The organism is Micromonospora tulbaghiae, from assembly GCF_900091605.1.
Taxonomy (GTDB): Bacteria; Actinomycetota; Actinomycetes; order Mycobacteriales; family Micromonosporaceae; genus Micromonospora; species Micromonospora tulbaghiae.
Genome location: NZ_FMCQ01000001.1, coordinates 966,203 through 989,824, shown reverse-complemented (window position 1 = coordinate 989,824; position 23,622 = coordinate 966,203). Strand labels below are relative to the sequence as shown.

The following is a 23,622-nucleotide window of genomic DNA, read 5'->3' as shown; positions in this document are numbered from 1 at the left end:
ACGCACACGGAGGTCAGCGTGGCCCGCCAGTCGCCCCAACGGCCCGACGCCGACGAGCCCGAGCTCGACGACACCGACGCCGCCGCCGCGGCCGACGAGGTCGAGGAGGACCGCCCGCCGGCCGACCGCGCGCTCTGGGACGAGGTGCGGATCGACCCGGTGGAGATCGCCCTGCCCGCCGGCACCGGCTTCACGCTGCGGGCGTACCGGCAGGCGCGCGAGCTGACCCCGACCGACGTCGCCGAGCGCGACCAGGACGACCCGTTCCTGGCCCGCCGCCAGGTCGTCGAGACCGAGGACGACGAGGAGGTGGTGATCCTCGACGAGGAGTTCGCCGCCCTCTCCGCCGAGGAGGACGACGAGGACGAGGAGAAGGACGCCAAGGCCCGCCGCAAGGACAAGGCCGGCGCCTCGGACGACGAGAAGGCCGAAGCCGAGGCCGAGGACGACGCCGAGGACGACGAGGACGAGGCGGGCGACGAGGAGGTGCCGGTCTTCCTCACCCACAAGGGCCGGCTCCTGCTGTTCAAGACCCCGGAGTCATTGGTCACTTTCATCCGTTCCGGTGCGCCCAACGACCTGTCCCAGCTGGACAGTTGGAATGAACTGTCCGAACGGCTGGAGCCGGCCGACATCGCCCCGCTGGACGAGGACACGTACGAGCTCGACCTGGTGGTGGAGAACCTGCGCGGCGGCCACGACGCGTGGGACCACGAGCTGCTCATCGAAGCCGGTGAGATCGCCCGTGACCTGGCGTACGCCCTGCGGCTACCGGCCGTGCTGGACATGCTCTCCGCCGGCTCCAGCCTGGACGACCTGGACGAGGCGCTGCGCGCTTCCGTCAACGGTGGCGTCGGCGGTTTCCTGGGTCGTCGCCGGCTGAAGAAAATCGGGGCACAAACCGCAAGTTTGGGTTGGCGCACCATTGTCGGCAAGATCTCTGCGGTTGTGGACTGGCGCGACTGACCCGGAGCGGGGAGCATCAGTCTCTGGCAGAGCAAGACCTGTGTCCCGGGAGGAGGACGACGCCGTGGCGCTCGTGCGCGTGTACTGCGGTCTGGCCTCGGCAGATCCGGCCGACCGAACGGCTTCGGCCGGAACGACGCTGACGTCCGCTGTGGTCGACGACGCAGGCCGTCTGCTGCACGTCTGCGAGATCGGTGACGATCCCGCCGGTTACGCCCGGCTGGTCGCGCTGCTGGTGGAACGGTCCGGCGGTCCGAGCGGCGCGGCCATCGCCGCGGACAGCGACGACCACATCGTCACCTCGCTGCTGAGCGCCGCAGGCCGGCCGCTGGCGATCGCGGACGACGACTCGGTCGACGACTTCGCCGAGCGCTTCGCCGACGACGACTCCCTGGAGGAGATGAACTCCCCGCCCGCCGAGCGCCGTGCGGTCGGGCTGGCCCGCGCGCTCCAGGCCGGCGCGCTCTCCGCGGTGACCCTCCCGGCGCCGCGTGAACTCGCCGGATACACGCAGGTCCTGGCCGCGCACGCGGCGCTGGCGAGTGGCCGGCACTCCGCCGCGGTGACGCTGCGCGAGGTGCTCCGCGAGCTCTACCCGGCCGCGCTGCGGGCCTACCCGGACCCTGCCGACCGGGTCGCCCTGGCGGTCCTCGACGCGCTGCCCGAGCCGGGGATGCTCACCGGCCCCGCGGGCCGCGGTGGCCGGGACGGCGCGCTGGCCGCCGACGCGGTCGTCGCGCATCTGGCCGGCGAGGGTGTGGCCGACGCCGACGCCGTCTCCGACGCGGTGACCGCGCTGCGTGTCGCCATCTCCGAGACGCCCCGGCGGGCCACCGTCAACCGCACGCTCACCGCGGCCGTCGCCGAGGCCGTACGTCAGGGCGTCGCCTCGGTCCGGACCTGTGACGCCGGCTGCGACGCGCTCGTCGGCGCGCTCGCCGAACGCACCGCTCCCGCCCCCGCGACCGGCCGCCGGGCCGCCGCCCGACGGGGAGAGCAGGTCGACGAGCTGGCCTCGACGTCGGCGGCCGACCTGCGTCCGGTGCGCTCGATCCAGCCGGAGCCGATCGCCGAGCCCCACCGTGGCCGTCCCGAACCGGCCGGCGCTCCCGAGCCGGCCGGCCGCCGCGGCCGTCCCGAGCCGGTTCCCGGTGGGCGGCGCAGCCGTCCGGAGCCGCTGTCCGGTGCTGCCGCCACGACGACGCCCCGGCCGCTCGGCCCGCCACCGGTCGCACCCGCGCCTGTGACGCCGCCGCCGGTCGCCCCGGCCCCCGTCACGCCCGTCGCCCCGGCGGCCGCACTGGGCCGGCCGTCCTCGGCTCCCCCGGCGCGGTCCGAGCCGACCGGCGCGCCGCTGCCGTCGCGGGTGGACGGTCCCACCAACCGGCCGATCTCCGCGCCGCCCCCGCCTCCCCCCGGGATCACGCCGATCGCCCCGTCCCCGCGCGGCGCCGTGCCGCCGGCCGAGGCCGGCGAGCCGTTCCGCCCGACGCTCACCACCGCGGCGATCAACAAGGCGCGGGCCGAGCGGCAGCGCACGGTCATCCCGCCCCGGCCCAAGACGAACCAGAACCCGGAGCCGCCGACCGGTGGGTTCAGCGCCACCGACCTGAGCATTCCGGTGCCGGCCCCGCGTCCGCCCGCGCCGGAGGCGCCGCCGGGCTCCCGGGCGAACTGGCCGCTGGTGAACAACGAGGACGACACCGCGCGGGAGCGGGAGGGCAGCACCTACTCGTACGGGCGGGGCGTGGACGCGCCGAGCGACCCCGGCCGGGTCACGCCGCCGTGGCTCGCCGACGACCTGCCGCAGGAGCCGCCGATGCTGCGGCTGGTGGAGCCGCCGCCGCTGGCCGACCGCGCGCTGCGCGACGAGATGGGCCGGCCGGCCGACCCCGGTCTGGAGACGCCGCCGCTGCGTCTGGTCGACCAGGGCGCCCCGGGCCGCGTCCCGCTTCCCGCCGCGCCCGAGCGGCGGCCCGCCCCGAAGGAGCACCGACCGCCGCCGGTCTCCGACGAGGGTGACGGCGACCTGCTGATCTTCGCGCAGGCCAAGTCCGCCTGGTTCGTCGGGCACGGCGACGAGGCCGACCTGGAGTGGTCGAGCACCGCCGACACCGGCTGGCAGGCGGCCGAGCAGGCGGCCCGCCCGTCCGTCGGCTCGGAGACCAAGGCCGGGCTGCCGAAGCGCGTGCCGCAGGCCAACCTGGTGCCGGGCTCCCCGCTGCGCGAGGAGCGTCCTCTGCGGATCGTCCGGAACGCGGCGAGCCTCGCCGAGAACACCACCGGATACTTCCGGGGGTGGCGGCGCGGCCAGGAGATCGGCGGCTTCGCCGTGGGCGGCCGTCCGGGCCGTGAGGCGGCCGGCGGCTGGGACTTCACCCGCGACACCGGTGACCGCGACGACGACCGGGAGTACGAGTACCGCTCGGCGGGCTACCGCTCCTGACCCGGTCCCGCCGGGGTGTTCCATCCCACACCGGGACGATTTGACGCTGGGCTGGACCGGCCGGGAACATACCCGGCGGACCAGCGGCGGCGCCTGTTCGCCGGGGTGGGAAGGCGATTCCATTGGCGACACCGGCGTTCGACTCCACTGTGCTCACCCGGCGGGGCGTCCTCGCCGCCGCTGCCGGGAGCCTGCTGCTCGCCGGTTGCGCGCCGCAGGGCCAGCGGCCGGACGACAGCCCGTCCAGCAGCGCGCCGAGCGACCAGGATCTGATCGTCGGCGCCAGTCTGGAGCTGACCGGCGCCGGGGCGCTGCTCGGCGTCGCCCAGCGGCAGGCCCTGCAACTCACCGCCGACTCGCTGAACCGCACCGGCCTACCGGTCGGGAACCTGGTCCGGTCGGTCCGGCTTCAGATCCTGGACAACGGCAGCAACCCCGAGGTCGCCGCCCGTCACGCCGCCGACCTCACCCGGGCCGGCGCGCAGGCCCTCATCGGCGGCGTGCTCGGCGAGACCTCGATGGCCCTCGCGGCGGCCGCCCAGCGGGTCAAGACGCCCTTCCTGTCGCTCGGCTACGGTGACCGCATCGTGCTGCCGCTGGACGAGCGCACGTTCACCTACAAGCTCACGCCGGACGCCGTCGACATGGCGCGCCGCCTGGTGGAGCTGTTCGAGTCCAAGCGGATCCGGCGGGTGTCAGTGCTCGCCGCCGGTGGCCTGCACGGCGACTCGGGTGTGCGGGCGATGCGGGAGGCGCTCGCCGACAGCAGCGTCGACCTGGCCCGCACGGTGCGCCTGCCGGCTACCGGCCGGCGCTTCCGTGCCGCCGCCGAGCGCGTCGCCGGCGGCCAACGGGACGGCGTGGTGGTCTGGGGTACCGCGCCCGACTCCGGTGTCGCGGCACGGGAACTGCGCGCCGCCGGTCACCGCGGCCCGATCTTCTTCGACGCCGGCGCGGTCGCCGACGACACCGTCCAGGGGGCGAACGCCGCCGCCGTGGAGGGCTCCTACGCGGTGCACCCGGCCTGCCTGGACGTCTCCGCGGCCACCGCCACCACGACGGCGCAGCTGGCCCGCCGGGACTTCGTCAACCGTTACACGCAGCGGCACGGCGTCAGCCCGGACTTCGCCCCGTACGCCTCGGACGCGCTCCAGCTCCTCGCCACGTCGGCGCGGATGGCGACGAGCCTCGACCGGGGCCGGCTGCGGGCCCTCCTTCAGGCACAGACGGTCGAGGGCATCGCCGGCGGGTACGCGTTCCGCGCCGACCGGCACGGCGGCATGGAACCCGACTCGCTCGCCGTGTACCAGGTGTTCCGGGGCACCTGGACCCGGTACGCCTGACCTCGAGCGCCACCCGGCGACCCTCCTGGATGGAGGGTCACCGGGTGATCGCGTACCGTGTCCGACCCCGGACGGCAGGAAGCGCCCGGTGGCCCTGAGGCCGCCGGGCGCTTCCGCGCGTCGGTCAGGCGGGCGCGACGGCCCGCGAGCGCCGCATGGTGAGCACGTACTCGACCAGCGAGATCAGCACGTGCTTCGTGGACTCCCGGTTCCGGGCGTCGCACGGCACCACCGGCACGTCGCGGGAGATCGCCAGCGCGTCCCGGACGTCCTGCGGATCGTGGTACTGCATGCCGTCGAAGCAGTTGATGGCCACCAGGTACGGCAGCCGCCGGTGCTCGAAGAAGTCGATGGCGGCGAAGCAGTCGGCGAGCCGCCGGGTGTCGACCAGCACCACCGCGCCGATCGCACCCCGGACCAACTCGTCCCACATGAACCAGAACCGCGTCTGACCCGGCGTACCGAACAGGTACAGGATCAGATCCCGGTCGATCGAGATACGACCGAAGTCCATCGCCACCGTGGTCGTCGTCTTGCCCGGCACCTGCCGGGTGTCGTCGACGCCGACACCGGCGGAGGTCATGATCGCCTCGGTGGTCAGCGGCGTGATCTCGGAGACCGAGCCGACCAGCGTCGTCTTGCCGACGCCGAACCCACCGGCGATCACGATCTTCGCCGACGTCACGCGCCCGCTCGGGGCCGGCGTCCGGTGCGACATGTCAGAGCCTGCGAAGTCCACTCAGCACCCTCTCCAGCAGTTCAGTGCCCACCGCGTCGTCGGAGTCGTCCAAAATGGTCGGCTCGTGGACCGCGACCAGGCCGTCCGTCGCCATGTCGGCGATGAGCACCCGGGCCACGCCGAGCGGAAGCTGCATCCGCGCCGCGATCTCGGCGAGCGACTGCACACGTCCGTCACACAACGCGGCGATGTACTGGTGTTCACGACCTTGGCCACCATTGCCAGTGGCAACCGCTCGGCCGCGCACCGTCGTCTCGACGAGTGCCTCCAGGGCGATGTCGAGCCGGGGACGGGTACGACCGCGGGTAACGGCGTACGGCCGGACCAATGCGCCGGTCGGCTCGTCACGATCCGCCATGTCGCCGCTCACCTCCCTCGTACCCGGCACCGGCTCGCCCCGGTGGCATCCGTCGCTGTCGTTGTTGTTCCCGCACCTGACCCACCGGCCAGCGCGTCATTCAGCCCATCATCCCCACAGCCGTGCGCGGCTGCGGCGTCAGGGCATCGCCCACCCGGTCCACGAGCAGGGCCATCTCGTACCCGACCTGACCCACGTCGCAGCTCCGCGCCGCGAGCACCGCGAACGACGAACCGTCGGAGATGGACATCAGGAACAGGAAGCCGTTGTCCATCTCGACGACTGTCTGCAACACCGCCCCGCCCTCGAAGCAGCGGGCCGCGCCCTGGGTGAGGCTGACCAGACCGGACGCGATCGCGGCGAGCTGGTCGGCGCGGTCCCGCGGAAGGTCACGGGACGAGGCGAGAAGCAGGCCGTCGGCCGAGACCGCGACCGCGTGCGCCACACCGGGCACCCGGTCGGCGAAGTTGGCGAGCAGCCATCCGAGATCCTGCGTAGTAGTCATCCTTGTTGCTCCTTCTGCCCGCTCCCGGCCACCGGGCCTGAGCCAGACTGCGAGGACTGCTGCCCGCCCGGAGTGCCCTCCGGGCCGGTCGTGTTGCTGTCGGTGTTACGTCCGCGCTGCACGCCCCGATGGTAGGCCGAGAGCAGGCCCCGGACCCCCTCCGGCGTCCGGCGCTGCACCGAGGCAGAAGGCTTGTCGATGCTGCCCGGCACGAGCTGCGCCATCGGCTTCCGCTTCGGCAGGCCCTTCTGGGTGGTCTCCGCCACCGGCACCTCGGTGGCCGCCGAGGCGGCACGCCAGCCGTCGTCGGCCGCGGTCTGCCAGGGCGAGGAGGACTGCGGCGACGCCGTCGGCTGCCGGGTGGGCAGCCCACCGGTGTACGCGGGACGCGTGTTCCCGTTCGCCGCGCCGTTGTCACGCGGTGCTCCGCCGGCCGTCGGAGTGTGTGCCATCGGCGTGTTACCTGTCGTTGCGGGTGTCGGCTGCGGCACGGGCCGGCCGGCGGTGTCCACCTTGGCGAACTGCTGGGTGGCGTCGCCACCGTTCGTCGCCGGGGCCGGGGCCGGGGCCGGGGCCGCCGCCTCCTCGGGCCCGGGCCGGCGGGTACGGAACCACGCCGACTCCAGCTCGCGGAAGATCGGCAGCTCCATCGTCTCGTCCGCGTACCGCTGGCGGTTGCCCGGCTGCTGCGGCGTGGCCGGCCGCGACACCGGCGTCGCCGGGGTGGCGGGCCGGGCCTCGGACGGCCGGTTCGCGGCCGGAGCGGCGGACGGCTGACCGGCCCTCTGCTGCGGGGCGGCCGGCATCTCCGTGCGCGGCACCCGGGGCAGCTCGGTGGTCATGTCCATGCCGCTCGCGGGTCGTTCCGGCGCCGCCGGAGCACGCGTCGGCGCGACCGGCGGCCAGACCGGCGGTGCGTTGACACCCGGCGCGGACATCGGGCGAGCCTGCGGCTGGTTCGCCGGCGGCGCGGAGGCCGGGTGACCGGCGGCGGGCTGCCCGGAGACCGGCGCGGGGTGCCCGGAGACCGGCGCGGCCGAGACCGGACGGTACGGCAGCGGGTCACCGGAGACCGGCGCCGCGGAGACCGGGCGGCCCGAGAACGGGTCACCGGAGACCGGGGCGGCCGAGACCGGACGGTACGGCAGCGGGTTGCCGGAGACCGGTACGCCGGAGACCGGGGGCAGCGGCGGCGCCGACACCGGCGGGACCGGCGGCGCGGAGACCGGCGGCGGGCTGTAGGGCCGCGCCTCCGGGCTGCTCGGCAGCTGACGCGGGATCGTCGGCTGCTGGCCGCTGGCGCCCGGGTCGCCCTCGCCCGGGTTGCGCCGCTGCGGCAGCGGCTCGAATCCCTGACCGTTCGAGGTCCGGGAGCCGAAACCGCCGTCCCCACCGGACGGGTTGGCACCGGTCAGGTCGGACCAGGCCGGCATGGCGCGGCCGCCACCGGCGTTCGCCGGGGTGCCCGAGCCGTTGCGCGACGCCGGGTCGAAGGCGCGTCCGCCGAGCGTGACCTGGTTGCCCGAGGAGCCCGGATGCGGCGCCGACGGCAGGCTCGGCGGGTTGTTGTTGCCGAAGGCGGCCAGGGCACCGAAGGCGGGCGTCGGTCCGCCCTGCTGCGGGGCAGCGGGCGGCAGGGCCGGCGAGCCCTGGCCACGGCCCGCCAGGGCGCGCGGCACCAGGACCGAGGTGGGCAGCGTCACGTCGGCGACGATGCCCCGGTCGGCACCCGGTCGCAGCTCGACCCGGACACCGTGCCGGGCGGCCAGCCGGGCGACCACGACCAGGCCCATCATCCGGGAGACCGCGACGTCCACCTGCGGCGGCGTGGCCAGCCGCTCGTTGAGGTCACGGATCTGCTCCGGGCTGATGCCGATGCCGCGGTCCTCAACGTAGAGGGAGGAGCGGTCGCCGACCCGCCGGGCCTCCACCATGACCTGGGAGTCCGGCGGGGAGAAGGCGGTGGCGTTGTCGAACAGCTCGGCGACCAGGTGCACCAGGTCGTTCACCGCGTGGGCGGCGACCTCGATGTCCCGGTCGATCACACCGAACTCGATCCGGGTGTAGTGCTCGACCTCGGACTGGGCGGCGCGGAGCACGTCGATCAGGGCGGCGGGCTCGCGCTGCACACGGGTGGAGTCCGCGCCGGCGAGGACCAGCAGGTTCTCGTCGTTGCGGCGCATTCGGGTGGCCAGGTGGTCGAGCTGGAACAGCTCGGCCAGGCGGTCCGGGTCCTCCTCGCCGCGTTCCAGCCGGTCGAGGTGGCCGATCAGCCGGTCGACCAGGATCTGCGAGCGGCGGGCCAGGTTGACGAACATGGTCGCGACCGACGCCCGCAGGGCGGCCTGCTCGGCGGCGGTCCGGACGGCCTCCAGGTGGACGGCGTTGAACGCCTCGGTCACCTGGCCGAACTCGTCCTTGCTGCGCACCGGCAACGGCTCGGCGATCTGGTTCGCCAGTTGCACCGGGGAGAGCTGGCCGGTCACCTGCGGGTCGCGCAGCCGGGCGACCGCCTGTGGCAGCCCGTACTGGGCCACCGCCAGGGCGCCTTGGCGCAGGTCGCGCAGCGAGCGCGCCATCGAGCGGGCCACCAGGTAAGCGAACAGGATGGCCAGCAGCAGCATGGTGAGCAGCAGGCCGGTCTCCAGGAACACCTGACGCTGGGTGTCCGAGCGCAGCGCGTCGGCCTGCCGGACCACGTTGCCGTCGAGCCGGGCCTCCACGGTCCGGATCAGCTTGGCGTTGGCGACCATGGTCTGGTCCCACTGGTCCGACCCGAACGGGGCGTTCTCCATCGAGCCGTTGTTGTTGCCCGAGATGAAACTGGTGAAGCGGTCGGCCTTGCGCAGGTCGGGCCCGGAGACGGTCTGCTCGTAGAACAGCTTGTCGGGCTCGGTGGCGACGGCCTGGAAGGTCGCCAGCGACTGCGACTGGCCGGTGCCGCTGGCGATGAACTGCTCGCGCAGCGCGGCGGTGTACTGGTTCTGGGTGAGCGCCTGGTGGACGACGACCCGGCGCTGGGTCAGGTATTCCTTCTGCCGGGCCACGGCGGCCGCCGCACGCATCCGGTCGCTCAGGTCGTTGTTGCCGGCGAGCTGGGTGGCCGAGTCACGGATCGCCAGCAGATCCTCGATCAGCTGGCGGTAGGCCTGGTCGGCATCATTGATCTTGAGCTTGCCGTTCAGCACCTGGCTGCGGGTCGCCGGAAGGTCCTTGAGCTGGGTGTCGATCGTGTCCAGCAGCCCGACGAAGTTGCGAGGCAGGTCGTCGATCTCGCCACGCTGCCGCAGGTAGGGCGACTTCGCCTGGTCCACCCGCTGGTTGGCGCGGTTGTAACCCTCCTGGTACTGCGCCCGGGTCTGGAACTCCTTCGCGCCGAGGAAGAGCACGGCGCCGACCCGCTCGTCCTGCACGGTGTCGACCAGGTCACCCGAGTAGCCGATCAGATTGGCCAGATCCCCCGCCCGGTTGGCATTGTTGAGCGTCTCCAGGTGGTCGACCAGACCACTGGTGCCCACCACGACCGTGGCGATGGTCGGCACGATCATGATCAGACCGAGCTTGGACCAGATCGGCATGTCGCGCAGCCGACTCATCGGCCGGCGCAGCCGCGACAGGAAGGAGCCCGCCGTCGTTGGCCGTTTGCTCACGTCACCGCCCTCGCATTACTGCGCCCCGCGCCACCCTGAGGGCAACGCCGAGCGACCGACCCGGCGGGTCGGACCTCCGAGATTCCATCACGCCGCTCCGCAAAGAGAAAGACCAGGTTGTCCCTCACCGGAGGTGTGATGAGATGTTGATGCAATTTGATAGCAATCCGTCTGGCCGGAGTCACTGAAGGTAATGGAACACCCGCACCGCGTCGTCCTGCTTGCCGGCCCCTCCGGGTCGGGAAAGTCATACATAGCCCAGCGAACCGGACTTCCGGTGCTCTGCCTGGACGACTTCTACAAGGACGGCGATGACCCTACGTGCCCGCGTCGGAACGGACAGGTGGATTGGGAGTCCCCCCTGTCCTGGGATGCGGACATGGCGGTGCAAACAATCGCCCGACTGGCCCGTGAGGGCAAGGCCGAAGTGCCGGTTTATGCGATCGGCGCAGACCGTCGGGTAGCCACCCGGCCATTCGATGTCGACGGATCGCCAATCTTCGTCGCCGAGGGGATCTTCGCGGCCGAGATCGTGGCCGAGTGCCGGCGACTCGGGCTGCTCGCCGGGGCGTACGCGCTGCGCCGCCCGCGCGGCGCGACGTTCCTGCGCCGCCTCGCCCGGGATCTCGCCGAGCAGCGCAAGGCCCCCCGGGTGCTGCTCAGGCGCGGGGTCGCGCTGCTGCGCGCCGAGCCGGCCGTGCTGCGCCGGCAGACCGGGCTGGGCGCCGAGGCGGCCCGGGCCGGGCAGGTGCTGCGCGGGGTGGCCGCGCTGCGCTCCGGCCACCCCCGCCAGTCGTGATCAGCCGATCAGCTCGGCGTACGCCGGCTTGATCACCTCGTCGATGATCCGCAGCCGCTCGTCGAACGGGATGAACGCGCTCTTCATCGCGTTGATGGTGAACCACTGGAGTTCCTTCCAGCCGTAGCCGAAGGCCTCCACCAGCAGCGCCATCTCCCGCGACATCGAGGTGCCGCTCATCAGCCGGTTGTCGGTGTTCACCGTCACCCGGAACCGCAGGTCGCGCAGCAGCCCGATCGGGTGGTCGGCGATCGAGGCCGCCGCACCGGTCTGCACGTTCGACGACGGGCACAGCTCCAGCGGGATGCGCTTGTCCCGCACGTACGCGGCCAGCCGACCCAGCACCGCCGGGTTGCCCGGGGTGATGTCGTCGACGATGCGTACGCCGTGGCCGAGCCGGTCGGCGCCGCACCACTGGATCGCCTGCCAGATGGACGGCAGGCCGAACGCCTCACCGGCATGGATGGTGAAGTGGAAGTTCTCCCGCTGGAGGTACTCGAACGCGTCCAGGTGCCGGGTGGGCGGGAAGCCCGCCTCGGCGCCGGCGATGTCGAAGCCGACCACCCCGGTGTCGCGGTGCCGTACGGCCAGCTCGGCGATCTCCTGCGAACGGGCCGCGTGCCGCATCGCGGTCAGCAGCGTGCCGATCCGGATCGGGGCGCCCGCCTCGGCGGCCAGCGCGCTGCCCTCCCGGAACCCGGTGACCACCGCGTCGACCACCTCGTCCAGGGTCAGGTTCTGCTCCAGGTGCTGCTCCGGCGCGAACCGCACCTCGGCGTAGACCACACCGTCGGCGGCCAGGTCCAGCGCGCACTCGCGGGCGACCCGCCGCAACGCGGTGGCGGTCTGCATGACCGCCACCGTGTGCGCGAACGTCTCCAGGTAGCGCTCCAGCGAGCCGGAGTTCGCCGCCTCGGTGAACCAGACGCCGAGCGCCGCCGGGTCGGTGGTCGGCAGTTCGTGGCCGACCTCGGCGGCCAGCTCGACGATCGTCGCGGGCCGCAGGCCGCCGTCGAGGTGATCGTGCAGCAGCGCCTTCGGGACCTTGACGATGTCCTCGTACGAGATTGCGACCATGCCCAGACCCTAGTCACCCCCGGTACGGGCCGGGCGGTGGACCGGGCCGGTCAGGGCCGCCAGCCGTACACCCGCTCCACCGCGAGCCGCAGGACCACCCGTCCGTCGGCCACCATGGCGGCCCGGTAGTCGGCCCAGTCCGGATGCTCGCCGCGGATCCGCCGGTAGACCTCGACCAGCTCGTCGACCGTGGCGTCGTCGGTGGCGGCGGCCGGCGGGGTGAGCGTCACGGTGCCCTCGGCGACCGCGTACGCCCCGCCGTCGGCGGTGGTCACGTGGAAGCTGGCCCGGGGGTCGCGGCGCAGGTTGCGCACCTTCGCCCGGTCGCCGGTGGTGGAGCAGCGGATCAGGCCCGGCTCGGCCAGGTAGTCGAGGTTGGACAGCTGGGGACGGCCGTCCCGGCGCAGCGTGGCGAGCACCCCGCGCCCGCGCTCGCCGAACAGCTCCCAGAGCCGGGCGCTCACAGCGCTCCCTTCGTTCGCGACTGCGGGGCTCGCAAACCCGGCTCACTCCTCGCGCTCACGCGGTCACCCGCAGCGGCGCGAGAGCGACGGCCAGCCGGACGAGCTGGTCGAGCATCAGCGCGGCGGCCTCATCCCGGCCGGTCTCGGGCCGCAGCTCGCCCGACTCGTCCAGCGCCTGCCGCAGGAAGACGACCACCTGGTCGTTGACCGGGGTCATGTTCAGCGTGGTCACCACCTGCTTGATCATCTGCACCGCGCGCAGACCCCCGGAGGTCATGCCGTAACTGACGAAGCCGACCGGCTTGTGCTGCCACTCGTGGTAGAGGTAGTCGATCGCGTTCTTCAGCGGCGCGCTGAAGCCGTAGTTGTACTCCGGCATCACCAGGACGAAGGCGTCCGCGGCGTCGATCTCGGCGCTCCAGGCGCGGGTGTGCTCGTGCAGGTAGACCCGCTCGGACGGGTGGTGCGGCTCGTCGTGGAAGGGCAACCCGATCTCGGCCAGATCGAGGAGGCGTACCTCGTCGAAGCCGGCATGGCGGACGGCGGCCGCGGTGAACCAGTCACCGATGCGACGGCCGACCCGGCCGGGACGGGTGCTGGCGACGACGACGTTCAGGCGGGGCATGAGGAGGTCACTCCTGTCGGGGCGGCGGCCGGGGCCGGCGGGGTGAGTCGGGGAACGAGCCAGGCGACGATCGGCCCGATGCCGATCGCGTAGAGCAGGGTGCCGGGGCCGACGGCACCGCCGAGCAGCCAGCCGACCGCCAGCACCGTCACCTCGATCCCGGTGCGGGCCGGGCCGAGCGGCAGACCGCGGGCGGCCAGGCCGGTCATCAGCCCGTCCCGGGGGCCGGGGCCGAGGCGGGCGCCGAGGTAGAGCGCGGTGGCGAGGCCGTTGAGCAGGACGCCCGCGACCAGCAGGCCGATCCGGCCGGCGAGCGGGTCCACCGACGGCAGCACTGCCAGCGTCGCGTCGAGGGCCACGCCGACGAGCACGACGTTCGCGACGGTGCCGATGCCCGGGCGCTGCCGCAGCGGGATCCACAGCAGCAGCACCAGCAGCGCCACGCCGTTGACCAGCAGGCCCATCGGCAGGCCGGTGCGGTCGGCGAGGCCCTGGTGCAGCACGTCCCAGGACGCGAGCCCGAGGTCGGCGCGGACCATCAGCGCGACGCTGACGCCGAACAGGCTCAGGCCGGCGAACAGCCGTGCCAGCCGGGACGGCAGTTTGGTTGACATGTCATCAACGTAGGCGGCAACTTGGTGACATGTCAACAACACCGATAGGATCGGCGCATGGACGAACCGCGCTGGCTGGACGAGCGGGAGGACCGCGCCTGGCGCGGCTACCGCCGCATGCGACGCCTGCTCGACCTGGAACTGGCCCGGGAGCTGATGCAGGACGCCGGTCTCTCCGAGCCGGACTACGACGTCCTCAGCGACCTGTCCGAGACCCCTGAACAACGGCTACGACTCAGCGAACTCGCCGACCGGATGCTCTGGTCCCGCAGTCGCCTGTCCCACCACATCTCCCGGATGCAGCAACGCGGCCTGGTCACCCGGGAGGAGTGCGCCACCGACGGCCGCGGCTCGGTCGTCGCACTCACGCCGGCCGGGCGCCAGGCCGTCGAGGCCGCCGCACCCGGGCACGTCGCGGCCGTCCGCCGGCACCTGATCGACCGGCTCACCCCGGCCGAGATGTCCGCGCTCGGCACGCTCAGCCAGCGGGTGATCGACCACCTCACCGGCCGCGTCACCGGCCACCCGGAAGCGAAGGACTGAGCCGTGGACGATCGCGTCCTCGCCCGGCTGCGCTGCCCGGTCTGCGCCGAACCGCTCACCGACACCACAGCCGGCACCGCCCGCGCCCTGCGCTGCCCACGCGGGCACAGCTTCGACATCGCCCGGCAGGGGTACGTGAATCTGCTCGCCGGCCGCGCCCCGCACACCGGGGACAACGCCGAGATGGTCGCCGCCCGCGCCGGCTTCCTCGCCGCCGGCCACTACGACACCGTCGCCGCCGCGCTCGCCACCACAGCGGTACGCGTCGCGGGCTTCGACCCGTACCCCCTGGTGGTCGATGCCGGCGCCGGGACCGGCCATTACCTCGCGGCGGTGCTGGCGGCGCTGCCGGACGCCGCCGGCCTGGCCCTCGACGTCTCCAAGCCGGCGCTGCGCCGCGCGGCCCGGGCGCACCCACGGGCCGCCGCCGCGCTGGCCGACACCTGGCAGCGGCTGCCGCTGGCCGACCGGTCCACCGCCGTGCTGCTGAACGTGTTCGCGCCGCGCAACGGCCCGGAGTTCCACCGGGTGCTCGACCCCGGCGGCGCGCTGCTGGTGGTCACCCCGGCCGCCGACCACCTGGCCGAACTCGTCGACGCGCTGGACCTGCTGCGGGTGGACCCGGACAAGGCCGACCGGGTCGCCGGCAGCCTCGGCGGCCACTTCGCCGAGGAGTCCGCGACCGGGCACCGGGCCCGGCTCACGCTCACCCGCGCCGAGGTCACCACGCTCGTCGGGATGGGACCGAGCGCCTGGCACGCCCACCCGCAACGGCTCGCCGCGCGCATCGCCGCGCTGCCCGAGCCGGTGCCGGTCACGCTCTCCGTCCGGCTCGGCGTGTACCGCCCGCGCTGACCCGCCTCAGGTGGAGAGGTCGACCTCTTCCCAGCCCGGCGGCTCGTCGTGGTACGGCCCGCGCAGCACCACCGCCCACTCCAGCGCCCACCGGCGCTGCCCGATCGCGTTCGCGTCCACCAGCCCCGGCAGCGCGCCGCCGGCCTTCTCGGTCTCCAGGTACGCCCAGTCCAGGCAGTAGTGCAGGTCGAGCAGCGCCGCGGCGTCACCGGGATGCTGCGGCGCGGCCAGGATCCGGGCCCGCCACTGGCCGAACGTCTCCCCCGCGACCAGGTTCGGCATCCGCTCGACCAGCCGCTCGTCCACCGGCACCGTCGGGTCCAGCTCCTTTGCGAGTCCGAGCACCCAGGCCAGCGAGAACAGTGCGTCGTGGTGCAGCACGAACGACCTGTGGTCGCCCCGGCCGCCCATCACGAACTGCCACTCCGGCGGCGTCACCGAGTCGACCAGGTGCGACTCCAGCAGCCAGCCCGTCGCCGCCTGCGCGGGCATCCCGAAGCAGCGGGCGAGGATCACGTGCAGCACCGCGATCCGCGCCTCGATCTCCGGGGTCGGACGCAGCTCGATCTCGTCGCCCGGCTCCCACACCAGCGGGAACTGCGGCGGCGGCAGCGGAAGACCCAGCCGGGACAACTCGTCCAGGCTCGCCTCCCGGACGGCCCGGGGATCGGGAGCGGGTACGCGCACGGTCAAGCCCCTGTCTGCTCACCTCGGCTCGTCGCCGGCCGATCCCCCCCTGGCCTGGGAGGATAGCGGCTCCGGCCGGGCCGGCACCATGGCCGGTCCCGGTCAGCCGATCCGCTCGACGACCAGCGGCGCCGTGTCCGGCGCGTCCGGCGCGACGCGGACCGCCCGGCGTGCCTCGGCCAGCGCGGCCGGGATCCGCTCGGCGTGCTCGGCGCGCAGCTCGAACAGCGGGTCACCGACGCGTACCCGGTCGCCGGGACGCCGGTGCAGCACCACTCCGGCCGGGATGCTCACCGGGTCCTCCTTGCGGGCCCGGCCCGCGCCGAGCCGCCAGGCGGCGACCCCGATGGCGTACGCGTCGACCTCGGCGACCCACCCGTCCTCGGTCGCGGTGACCACGTCGACCTCGTTCGCGACGGGCATCGGGGCGTCCGGGTCACCGCCCTGCGCCCGGATCATCGTGCGCCAGGAGTCCATCGCCCGGCCGTCCCGCAGCGCGGCGGCCGGGTCGGCGTCCGGCAGGCCGGCCGCGTCGAGCATCTCCCGGGCCAGCGCCAGCGTCAGCTCCACCACGTCGGCCGGGCCGCCACCGGCGAGCACCTCCACCGATTCGGTCACCTCGACCGCGTTGCCCACGGCCAGGCCGAGCGGGGTGGACATGTCGGTGAGCAGGGCGACAGTCCGTACGCCGTGCGCACCGCCCAGCTCGACCATGGTGCGGGCCAGCTCGCGGGCGTCGTCGACGTTCTTCATGAACGCGCCGGAGCCGACCTTCACGTCGAGCACCAGCGCGCCGGTCCCCTCGGCGATCTTCTTGCTCATGATCGAGCTGGCGATCAGCGGGATCGCCTCGACCGTGCCGGTGACGTCGCGCAGCGCGTACAGCTTGCGGTCGGCCGGGGCGAGCCCGTCGCCGGCCGCGCAGATCACCGCGCCCACGTCGCGGAGCTGGGCGATGAACTCGTCGTTGGTGAGCGCCGCCCGCCAGCCCGGGATCGACTCCAGCTTGTCCAGCGTGCCGCCGGTGTGGCCGAGGCCCCGGCCGGACAGCTGCGGGACGGCCGCGCCGCACGCCGCGACCAGCGGGGTCAGCGGCAGGGTGATCTTGTCACCGACGCCGCCGGTGGAGTGCTTGTCCACAGTCGGCCGGGCCACCGGCGACAGGTCGAGCCGCTCGCCGCTGGCGATCATGGCGGCGGTCCACCGGGCGATCTCCGGCGCGGTCATGCCGCGCAGCAGGATCGCCATGGCCAGCGCCGACATCTGCTCGTCGGCGACCAGACCCTTGGTGTACGCGTCGACCACCCAGTCGATCTGCCCGTCGCTCAGCACACCCCCGTCCCGCTTCGCCCGGATGACGTCAACCGCCGTAAAAGCACTCACCTTTGAGTTCCCATCAATAGATCAACAATCGCCGCGGATCGCACTCTTCCGCGGACGGTGACCAGGTCCGGCCTGGGCCGACCGTGCCCGGCGGAGGGATCAAGCCTGACCGCCCGGAGCCGGGCGCGGTCGGCCCAGGCCCTCCACCTCAACCCCACGTCGGCCGGCTCAGCCCCAACGGACCGGAATCTCCGTAGGAGGCTCACCCTCACCAGCCCAGAAGATCGTGCCCGAGGCGTCCACCACGACCACGCGCGGCGTCCGCGCCAAACCCCACTCGATGGCCTCGGCCGGGTCGCCCCAGGTCGAGCCCTCCTCCAGCACGCCGGTCTCGGCGTCCGCGGTGTCACCGGACGAGCGCTCCCAGTACGTCGTCCAGACCTGCTGCCCGGCCGACAGGTCGGGGTGCACGAACACGGTGCCCCGGCCCCGCCAGGCGGCCAGCCGGTCCGGCACCACCGGCACCGGATGCTCGCCGGTCACCGCCTCGATGTCGGCCACGTCGAACGCGTGCGGCAGCAGCTCCGCCATCCGCAGCGGGCCGCCCTTCGCCTCGACCAGGCACTCCGGGCCGCCCTGCTCCCAGAGCAGCTGCCGGCACCGGCCGCACGGCATCAGCGGCTCACCGGTGGCGTCGACGCAGGACAGCGCCACGATCCGGCCCCCGCCGGTCGCGTGCAGCTGCGAGACCACGCCGCACTCGGCGCAGAGCGTGACGCCGTAGCCGGCGTTCTCCACGTTGCAGCCGACCACGACGCGGCCGTCGTCGACGAGCGCGGCGGCACCCACCGGGAACTTCGAGTACGGCACGTAGGCGTGCCGCATGGCCTCGGTGGCGGCGGTACGCAGCCGCTCCCAGTCGATCTCCATCACGACTCCCATTCTGCCCAATTCAACGCCGATCGGTCGCGGACGCGGCCGGAGACGACGATGCCCGGCGGGTCGCCCCGCCGGGCACCGTGTCGCGGCGGTCGGTCAGCCCTTGATGTACGGCTTGCCGTCGGCGGCCGGCGCCCGGACCTTGCCGACCAGCCCGGCCACGGCCAGGATCGTCGCCAGGTACGGCAGCATCGCCAGGAACTGGCTCGGGATGCTGCTGCCGATCGCGCCCAGGTAGGTGGCGAGCTGGTCGGCGAAGCCGAAGAACAGCGCCGCGAGCAGCGCGCCGGTCGGGCTCCACCGGCCGAAGATCAGCGCGGCCAGGGCGATGAAGCCCTTACCGCCGATCATGTTCTTGGTGAACGAGTAGAGCGCCAGCGTGTACGAGGCGCCGCCGACACCGGCCACCAGGCCGGCCAGGATCACGTTGCGGTAGCGCAGCCGCAGCACCTTCACGCCCAGCGTGTCCGCGGCGGTCGGGTGCTCGCCCACCGAGCGGGTCCGCAGGCCCCACCGGGTACGGAACAGCGCCAGGTGGATGACGAGCACCAGCAGCAGGCCGAGGTAGAGGAAGATGTTGCCCCGGAACAGCGCCGGACCGAGCAGCGGGATGTCGGACAGCAGCGGGATCTCCCAGTTGCCGAACCGGGGCGCGCTGTTGTACTTCGCCGCGTCGGTCTGCATCAGCCGCTCGTAGAGGAAGCCGGTGATGCCGACCGCGAGCAGGTTGAGCACGATACCCATGACCACCTGGTCGACCAGGTAGCGGATGGAGAAGACGGCCAGCAGGAACGAGATGAACGCGCCGCCGATGGCGGCGGCCACCAGGCCGACCCAGACGCTGCCGGACATGCTGCCGAACAGGGCGCCGGAGAAGGCGCCCATCAGGAGCTGGCCCTCGATCGCCACGTTCACCACGCCGGAACGCTCGCAGAGCACGCCGGCGAGGGCACCGAAGATCAGCGGCAGGGCCAGGATGAACGTGCCGCGTACGACGTTCACCAGCGGCATGAAGTTGCGGCCCTCGGGCGCGGCCGAGACCTGCCAGCACAGGAAGCTCAGCACGAAGGCGACCAGCCCGGCGCCGAGCAGCAGCGTGAACCAGCGCTTCGGCACACCGGCCAGCAGCGCGCCTCCGGCCGCGGCGGTGATCAGCCCGAACAGGATCGCGCCGACCGTACCGTTGATCTCCAGGGCGGCGCCGCCCTCGGTCTCACTGAGCGTGAACCGCGCGTGCTGGTCGGTCGCGAGCGCGCCGAACAGCACCGCCGCGAGCACGCCGAGCGCCAGCAGGACCGCGCCGATCTTCCGGTTACGGGTCCAGAAGCCCTCGTCGACCGCGGTAACGGCCACCTCGGGGACAGCGGTGGTGGACATGCTCACCAGCCCTTCGCGAGGCTCGTCTGCAACCGGGCGGCGCGGGCCGCCCGGAGCTGGAAGATCGTCTTCACCAGGGCAGGCGCGGCGATGAAGATGACGATGAGCGCCTGGAGCACGGTGACCAGTTCCAGCGAGATGCCGGAGTACGACTGCATCCGGTTGCCACCGGCCTGGAGCGCGCCGAACAGCAGCGCGGCCAGCAGCACACCCCACGGCTTCACGCGGCCGAGCAGCGCGACCAGGATGCCGTCGAAGCCGATCTGCGCGATCACCAGCGGGGTCAGCGCGGTCGCGGTGGTGCCGAGCACCATGGTCGAGCCGCCCAGACCGGCCAGCATGCCCGCGAACACCATCACCAGCACGTACGTCTTGGTCACGCTGATGCCGGCGGTGCGGGCCGCGTCCGGGTTCGCGCCCACGGCCCGCAGCTCGAAGCCGAGCGTGGAGCGGTTGAGCAGCCAGGCGATGAACCAGGTGGCCGCCACCGCGAGCAGGATGCCGGCGTGCACCCGCAGGTCGTCGCCGAGCAGGCGGGGCAACTGCGCGGAGGAGTCGACCGGCTTGCTGATCGCGTCCGACCGGTTCGGGTTCTGCACCCCGTTCTGGACGATGATCCAGGACAGGAAGTAGACCGCCACGTAGTTGAGCATGATCGTGTTGATCACCTCGTGCGCGCCGGCCCGTGCCTTCAGGATGCCGGGGATGAAGCCCCAGAGCGCACCGCCGAGCGCGCCGGCGATCAACGCCACCAGCAGGTGCACGACCGGCGGCAGCGGCAGCGCGAAGCCGGCCACGGCGGCCAGGATGACGGCGATCGTCGCCTGGCCCTGGGCGCCGATGTTGAACAGGCCGCCGCGGAAGGCCAGCGCCACCGACAGGCCGGTGAAGACGAGCGGCGCGGCGTAGGTGAGCGTCTCCGAGATCGGGCTCAGGGCGGCGGTGAAGCCGACCGCGTCCGGGTCGAAGATCGCGCCCTTGAACAGGTTCGCGTACGCCTCGCTGACCACCGTCCAGCTGGCGTTCAGCGCATCGGTGGGACGGGCGGTGATGTAGCTGTAGGTGGCGAGCACCTCGGGGTCGGACACGATGATCAGCACCGCGCCGACCACCATCGCCAGCAGCACCGCGAGCACTGTCACGGTAAGCGTGTTCGCGGCCCAGAGGTTGTCCAGGAACATCCGGCCCATGCTGGGACGGGACTCGCCCGGATCCGGCTCCTTCGCGGTCGCGGTGGCGGGCACCGTCTGCTCGGTGTCACCGGCCGGCTGCGTCGGCGTCGCCTGGGCCTCGCTCAGCGACTCCTGCGCCTCGGTCGCCGGTTCCTTGTCCGGCGAGCCCGAGAAGGGGTTCGGGTCGGTCATGCCTCGTCCTCGTTGCCAGGGCCGTCCTCGGTCGCGGTGGCGGCGTCCGGGGTGGCGGCGTCCGGGGTGATACCGGCCATCAGCAGGCCGATCTCCTCACGCGGGGTGTCCGGGCCGACGATGCCGATGATCCGGCCGCGGTACATGACCGCGATCCGGTCGGCCAGGCCGATCACCTCGTCCAGTTCGCTGGAGACCACCATGACCGCGGTGCCGATGTCCCGCTCGCGGATGACCCGGCTGTGGATGAACTCGATCGAGCCGACGTCCACGCCCCGGGTGGGCTGGGCGGCGATGAAGAGCTTCAGCGGCCGGGACAGCTCCCGGGCCACGATCACCTTCTGCTGGTTGCCGCCGGAGAGCGTGCCGACCGCCGCGTCGGCCGAGGAGGTACGGACGTCGAACTGCTCGATCCGCTCCCGCGCCGACTTCGCGATGGCGTCGGGCTTGAGCGACAGGCCCCTGCCGAACGGCGGCCGGTCGTAGATGTCCAGCACCAGGTTCTCCGCCACGGAGAACTCCTTGACCAGGCCGTCCACGCTGCGGTCCTCCGGCACGTAGCCGACGCCGGCGCGGAGCACCTTCTTGGTCGACCAGCCGTGCGTCGGCTCGCCGTCGAGGCTGATCGTGCCGGCGAGCACCGGGCGCAGGCCCATGATCGCCTCGATCAGCTCGGTCTGGCCGTTGCCCTGCACGCCCGCCACGCCGAGCACCTCACCGGCGTGCACGGTCAGGTCGACGCCGTCGACCGCGCGTACCTGCCGGTCGTCGTCCACGACCAGGCCGGAGAGCTCCAGGACCGGCTTACCAGGGGTGGCCGGCTTCTTGTCCACCGTCAGCCGGACGCTGCGTCCCACCATCAGCGCGGCCAGTTCGTCCCGGCTGGCGCTCGGCTCGGCGGTGCCGACCGTCTTGCCACGCCGGATCACGGTGATCCGGTCGGCGATGGCCTTCACCTCGCCCAGCTTGTGGGTGATGAACACGATCGACTTGCCGGCGGCCTTGAGCGACCGCATGACGGTGAGCAGTTCCTCGGTCTCCTGCGGCGTGAGCACGGCCGTGGGCTCGTCGAGGATCAGCAGGTCGACGTCGCGGGTGAGGGCCTTGACGATCTCCACCCGCTGCTGGATGCCGACCGGCAGGTCCTCGATCACCGCGTCCGGGTCGACCCGCAGGTTGTACCGCTCGGAGACCTCGGCGACCTCGCGCCGGGCCCGCCGCCGGTCGAGGATGCCGGCGAACGGCCCCCTGACCTGCTCGGCGCCGAGCATCACGTTCTCGGCCACGGTGAAGACCGGCACCAGCATGAAGTGCTGGTGCACCATCCCGATTCCGGCGGCGATCGCGTCCGACGGGCCCTTCAGCTTCAGCGGCTTGCCGTCGACCAGGATCTCGCCCTCGTCCGGCTGGTAGAGGCCGTAGAGCACGTTCATCAGGGTCGACTTGCCGGCGCCGTTCTCGCCGAGCAGGGCGTGGATCTCTCCAGGCTCCACCGTCAGGTCGATGTGGTCGTTGGCGACCAGTTCACCGAACCGTTTGGTGATGCCGCGCAGTTCGAGTCTCAGCGCAACCTCCTGGAGTGCGAGCGATGGTGCAGCGTAGCGACCTGCCGCGCCGCCACCACGCCGGGTGGGGATGTTCGGGGGATTCAAGGTGATCGGCCGCCCCGGCGCCGGGGGTACCTTCCCCGTGGCGCCGGGACGGCCGGATCGTCAAACCTGGTGCCCGCCGGCCCCCGCTGCCGATGATGGCACCGCGGCGGCCGGCGGGACTGTCACTTGGTCGGCTGGGCCTTCGAGGTGACGGTGATGGTGCCGGCGGCGATGTCCGCCTTGATCTTGTCGACCTCGGCCTTCAGGTCCGCCGGGACCTTGCTGTCGAAGTCGTGGTACGGGGCGATCGAGACGCCGTCGTTGGCCAGCGTGCCCACGAAGCCCGGGGTGGACTCGAGCTTCTCGCCACCGGCGGCCTTCAGCGCGGCCTCCTTGACGGCGTCCGGGATGTTCTTGACCACCGTGGTCAGGATCGCCGCGCAGTCCGGGGTGCTCTCGCAGCCGTCGATGTCCACCCAGACGACCGAGTACTTGCCGCCCGAGGCCTTGGCCGCGGAGGTGGTGCCGAGACCGGCGCCACCGGCGACCGGCATCACGATGTCGGCGCCCTGCGCGACGAGCGCGTCGGAGACCTTCTTGCCCTCGTCCTGCTTCTCGAACGAGTTGGCGAAGGAGCCCTTCTGGGTGGCCTTGTCCCAGCCCAGCACCTGGACGTTCTTGCTCTTGGCCTTGTTGTAGTACGCCACGCCGTCGGCGTAGCCGTCCATGAAGATGGTGACCGGCGGGATCGGCAGGCCACCGTAGGTGCCGACCTTGCCGGTCTTGCTCATCCCGGCGGCCAGGTAGCCGGCCTGGAACCCCGCCTGCGCGGTGTCGAACTGCATCGGGTAGACGTTCGACACACCCGGGTTGGCGTCGACGATCGCGAACTGCTGGTTCGGGTTCTTCTCAGCCGCCGCCTTGGTGGCGTCCGACATCAGGCCACCGACGGCCAGGATGAAGTCGCACTTCTGGTTGACGAACCCGGTCAGGTTGACCTCGTAGTCCGCCTCAGCCTTCGACTGGACGTACTTGATGTCGATCTTGTCGTTCTCCTTCTTCGCCTCCTGCAGGCCCTTCCAGGCCGAGGCGTTGAAGGACTTGTCGTCGACGCCGCCGACGTCGGTCACCATGCAGGCGCTGAACTTCTTGCCGCCGTCGCCGCCGGCGTTGTTGTCGTCGTCCGGAGCCTCACCACACGCGGCAGCGCCCAGTACGAGTCCACCCGCCGCAATGACGGAGGCAATCCGCATCCCACGCACAGAGCGCAAGACGTCTCCTTCCCCTTGCACACCGCGTCGTGCACGGCGTGCATCCCTTCGCCGGCCTGCGGTGTGCCGCCGGCGTCCCACGTTA

At 72.6% G+C, this 23,622-nt stretch carries 21 protein-coding genes; 6 read left to right on the top strand and 15 right to left on the bottom strand.

Annotated features, from left to right (window positions below):
- Positions 1–18: 18 nt before the first annotated feature.
- From GA0070562_RS04835 to GA0070562_RS04825, 3 genes are all read left to right on the top strand, one after another.
- On the top strand, positions 19–966 hold the full coding sequence (locus GA0070562_RS04835; protein WP_091415417.1) for a DNA primase: 948 nt from the start codon (positions 19–21) through the stop codon (positions 964–966).
- 40 nt (positions 967–1,006) lie between these two features.
- Positions 1,007–3,412, top strand: a complete 2,406-nt coding sequence (locus GA0070562_RS04830; RefSeq protein WP_091415414.1) for a transposase — start codon at positions 1,007–1,009, stop codon at positions 3,410–3,412.
- Between the two features lie 122 nt (positions 3,413–3,534).
- Positions 3,535–4,755 carry an ABC transporter substrate-binding protein gene (locus tag GA0070562_RS04825; protein WP_091415412.1) on the top strand — a complete coding sequence of 407 codons (1,221 nt, stop codon included), beginning with the start codon at positions 3,535–3,537 and terminating at the stop codon, positions 4,753–4,755.
- Between the two features lie 124 nt (positions 4,756–4,879).
- Here the strand turns inward: GA0070562_RS04825 and GA0070562_RS04820 are convergent, their stop codons facing one another.
- The 4 genes from GA0070562_RS04820 to GA0070562_RS04805 form a co-directional block, all read right to left on the bottom strand.
- Entirely contained in the window at positions 4,880–5,473 is a 594-nt protein-coding gene (locus GA0070562_RS04820) for a GTP-binding protein (protein WP_091415409.1), read from the bottom strand.
- A gap of 1 nt (position 5,474) precedes the next feature.
- The gene (locus GA0070562_RS04815) at positions 5,475–5,852 is read right to left on the bottom strand and encodes a DUF742 domain-containing protein (RefSeq protein ID WP_091416218.1); all 378 of its coding nucleotides are present in this window, start codon (positions 5,850–5,852) and stop codon (positions 5,475–5,477) included.
- Between the two features lie 100 nt (positions 5,853–5,952).
- Entirely contained in the window at positions 5,953–6,357 is a 405-nt protein-coding gene (locus GA0070562_RS04810) for a roadblock/LC7 domain-containing protein (protein WP_013283992.1), read from the bottom strand.
- On the bottom strand, positions 6,354–10,007 hold the full coding sequence (locus GA0070562_RS04805) for a sensor histidine kinase (RefSeq protein ID WP_091415406.1): 3,654 nt from the start codon (positions 10,005–10,007) through the stop codon (positions 6,354–6,356). Before GA0070562_RS04805 ends, GA0070562_RS04810 begins: the two co-directional genes overlap by 4 nt.
- Positions 10,008–10,386: 379 nt before the next feature.
- Here GA0070562_RS04805 and GA0070562_RS04800 point away from each other — a divergent pair, with 379 nt between their 5' ends.
- Positions 10,387–10,806, top strand: a complete 420-nt coding sequence (locus GA0070562_RS04800; RefSeq protein WP_225853378.1) for a hypothetical protein — start codon at positions 10,387–10,389, stop codon at positions 10,804–10,806.
- Here the strand turns inward: GA0070562_RS04800 and GA0070562_RS04795 are convergent, their stop codons facing one another.
- From GA0070562_RS04795 to yczE, 4 genes are read right to left on the bottom strand one after another with little or no spacing between them, the layout of a single operon-like run.
- Positions 10,807–11,883, bottom strand: a complete 1,077-nt coding sequence (locus GA0070562_RS04795; protein WP_091415399.1) for an adenosine deaminase — start codon at positions 11,881–11,883, stop codon at positions 10,807–10,809.
- A gap of 50 nt (positions 11,884–11,933) precedes the next feature.
- The gene (locus GA0070562_RS04790) at positions 11,934–12,347 is read right to left on the bottom strand and encodes a PPOX class F420-dependent oxidoreductase (protein WP_091415396.1); all 414 of its coding nucleotides are present in this window, start codon (positions 12,345–12,347) and stop codon (positions 11,934–11,936) included.
- Between the two features lie 55 nt (positions 12,348–12,402).
- A complete protein-coding gene (locus tag GA0070562_RS04785) occupies positions 12,403–12,972 on the bottom strand; it encodes an NADPH-dependent FMN reductase (protein WP_091415392.1) in 570 nt (189 codons plus the stop codon).
- Positions 12,960–13,586, bottom strand: a complete 627-nt coding sequence (yczE, locus tag GA0070562_RS04780; protein WP_091415389.1) for a membrane protein YczE — start codon at positions 13,584–13,586, stop codon at positions 12,960–12,962. The genes GA0070562_RS04785 and yczE overlap by 13 nt, the downstream gene beginning before the upstream one ends.
- Positions 13,587–13,643: 57 nt before the next feature.
- On the opposite strand from yczE, the gene GA0070562_RS04775 reads away from it, so the two are divergent.
- Positions 13,644–14,129, top strand: a complete 486-nt coding sequence (locus tag GA0070562_RS04775) for a MarR family winged helix-turn-helix transcriptional regulator (RefSeq protein WP_091415385.1) — start codon at positions 13,644–13,646, stop codon at positions 14,127–14,129.
- 3 nt (positions 14,130–14,132) lie between these two features.
- The gene (locus GA0070562_RS04770) at positions 14,133–14,984 is read left to right on the top strand and encodes a putative RNA methyltransferase (protein WP_091415381.1); all 852 of its coding nucleotides are present in this window, start codon (positions 14,133–14,135) and stop codon (positions 14,982–14,984) included.
- A 6-nt stretch (positions 14,985–14,990) separates the two neighbouring features.
- Here GA0070562_RS04770 and GA0070562_RS04765 read toward each other — a convergent pair whose 3' ends face one another.
- From GA0070562_RS04765 to GA0070562_RS04735, 7 genes are all read right to left on the bottom strand, one after another.
- Positions 14,991–15,671 (bottom strand): DUF4272 domain-containing protein, encoded by a 681-nt coding sequence (locus GA0070562_RS04765; RefSeq protein ID WP_091416214.1) that lies wholly within the window; start codon positions 15,669–15,671, stop codon positions 14,991–14,993.
- 102 nt (positions 15,672–15,773) lie between these two features.
- On the bottom strand, positions 15,774–17,054 hold the full coding sequence (locus GA0070562_RS04760; protein ID WP_091415378.1) for a thymidine phosphorylase: 1,281 nt from the start codon (positions 17,052–17,054) through the stop codon (positions 15,774–15,776).
- Positions 17,055–17,222: 168 nt separating this feature from the next.
- On the bottom strand, positions 17,223–17,924 hold the full coding sequence (locus tag GA0070562_RS04755; protein WP_091415374.1) for a cytidine deaminase: 702 nt from the start codon (positions 17,922–17,924) through the stop codon (positions 17,223–17,225).
- 105 nt (positions 17,925–18,029) lie between these two features.
- On the bottom strand, positions 18,030–19,310 hold the full coding sequence (locus tag GA0070562_RS04750) for an ABC transporter permease (RefSeq protein ID WP_091415370.1): 1,281 nt from the start codon (positions 19,308–19,310) through the stop codon (positions 18,030–18,032).
- Positions 19,311–19,312: 2 nt separating this feature from the next.
- Positions 19,313–20,500: an ABC transporter permease gene (locus tag GA0070562_RS04745; RefSeq protein WP_372443340.1), complete on the bottom strand. Its 1,188-nt coding sequence runs from the start codon at positions 20,498–20,500 to the stop codon at positions 19,313–19,315.
- Between the two features lie 170 nt (positions 20,501–20,670).
- Positions 20,671–22,326, bottom strand: coding sequence for an ABC transporter ATP-binding protein (locus GA0070562_RS04740; protein ID WP_091415361.1), 1,656 nt, complete (start codon positions 22,324–22,326; stop codon positions 20,671–20,673).
- 122 nt (positions 22,327–22,448) lie between these two features.
- Positions 22,449–23,519 carry a BMP family lipoprotein gene (locus GA0070562_RS04735; protein ID WP_175438644.1) on the bottom strand — a complete coding sequence of 357 codons (1,071 nt, stop codon included), beginning with the start codon at positions 23,517–23,519 and terminating at the stop codon, positions 22,449–22,451.
- Positions 23,520–23,622: the final 103 nt, after the last annotated feature.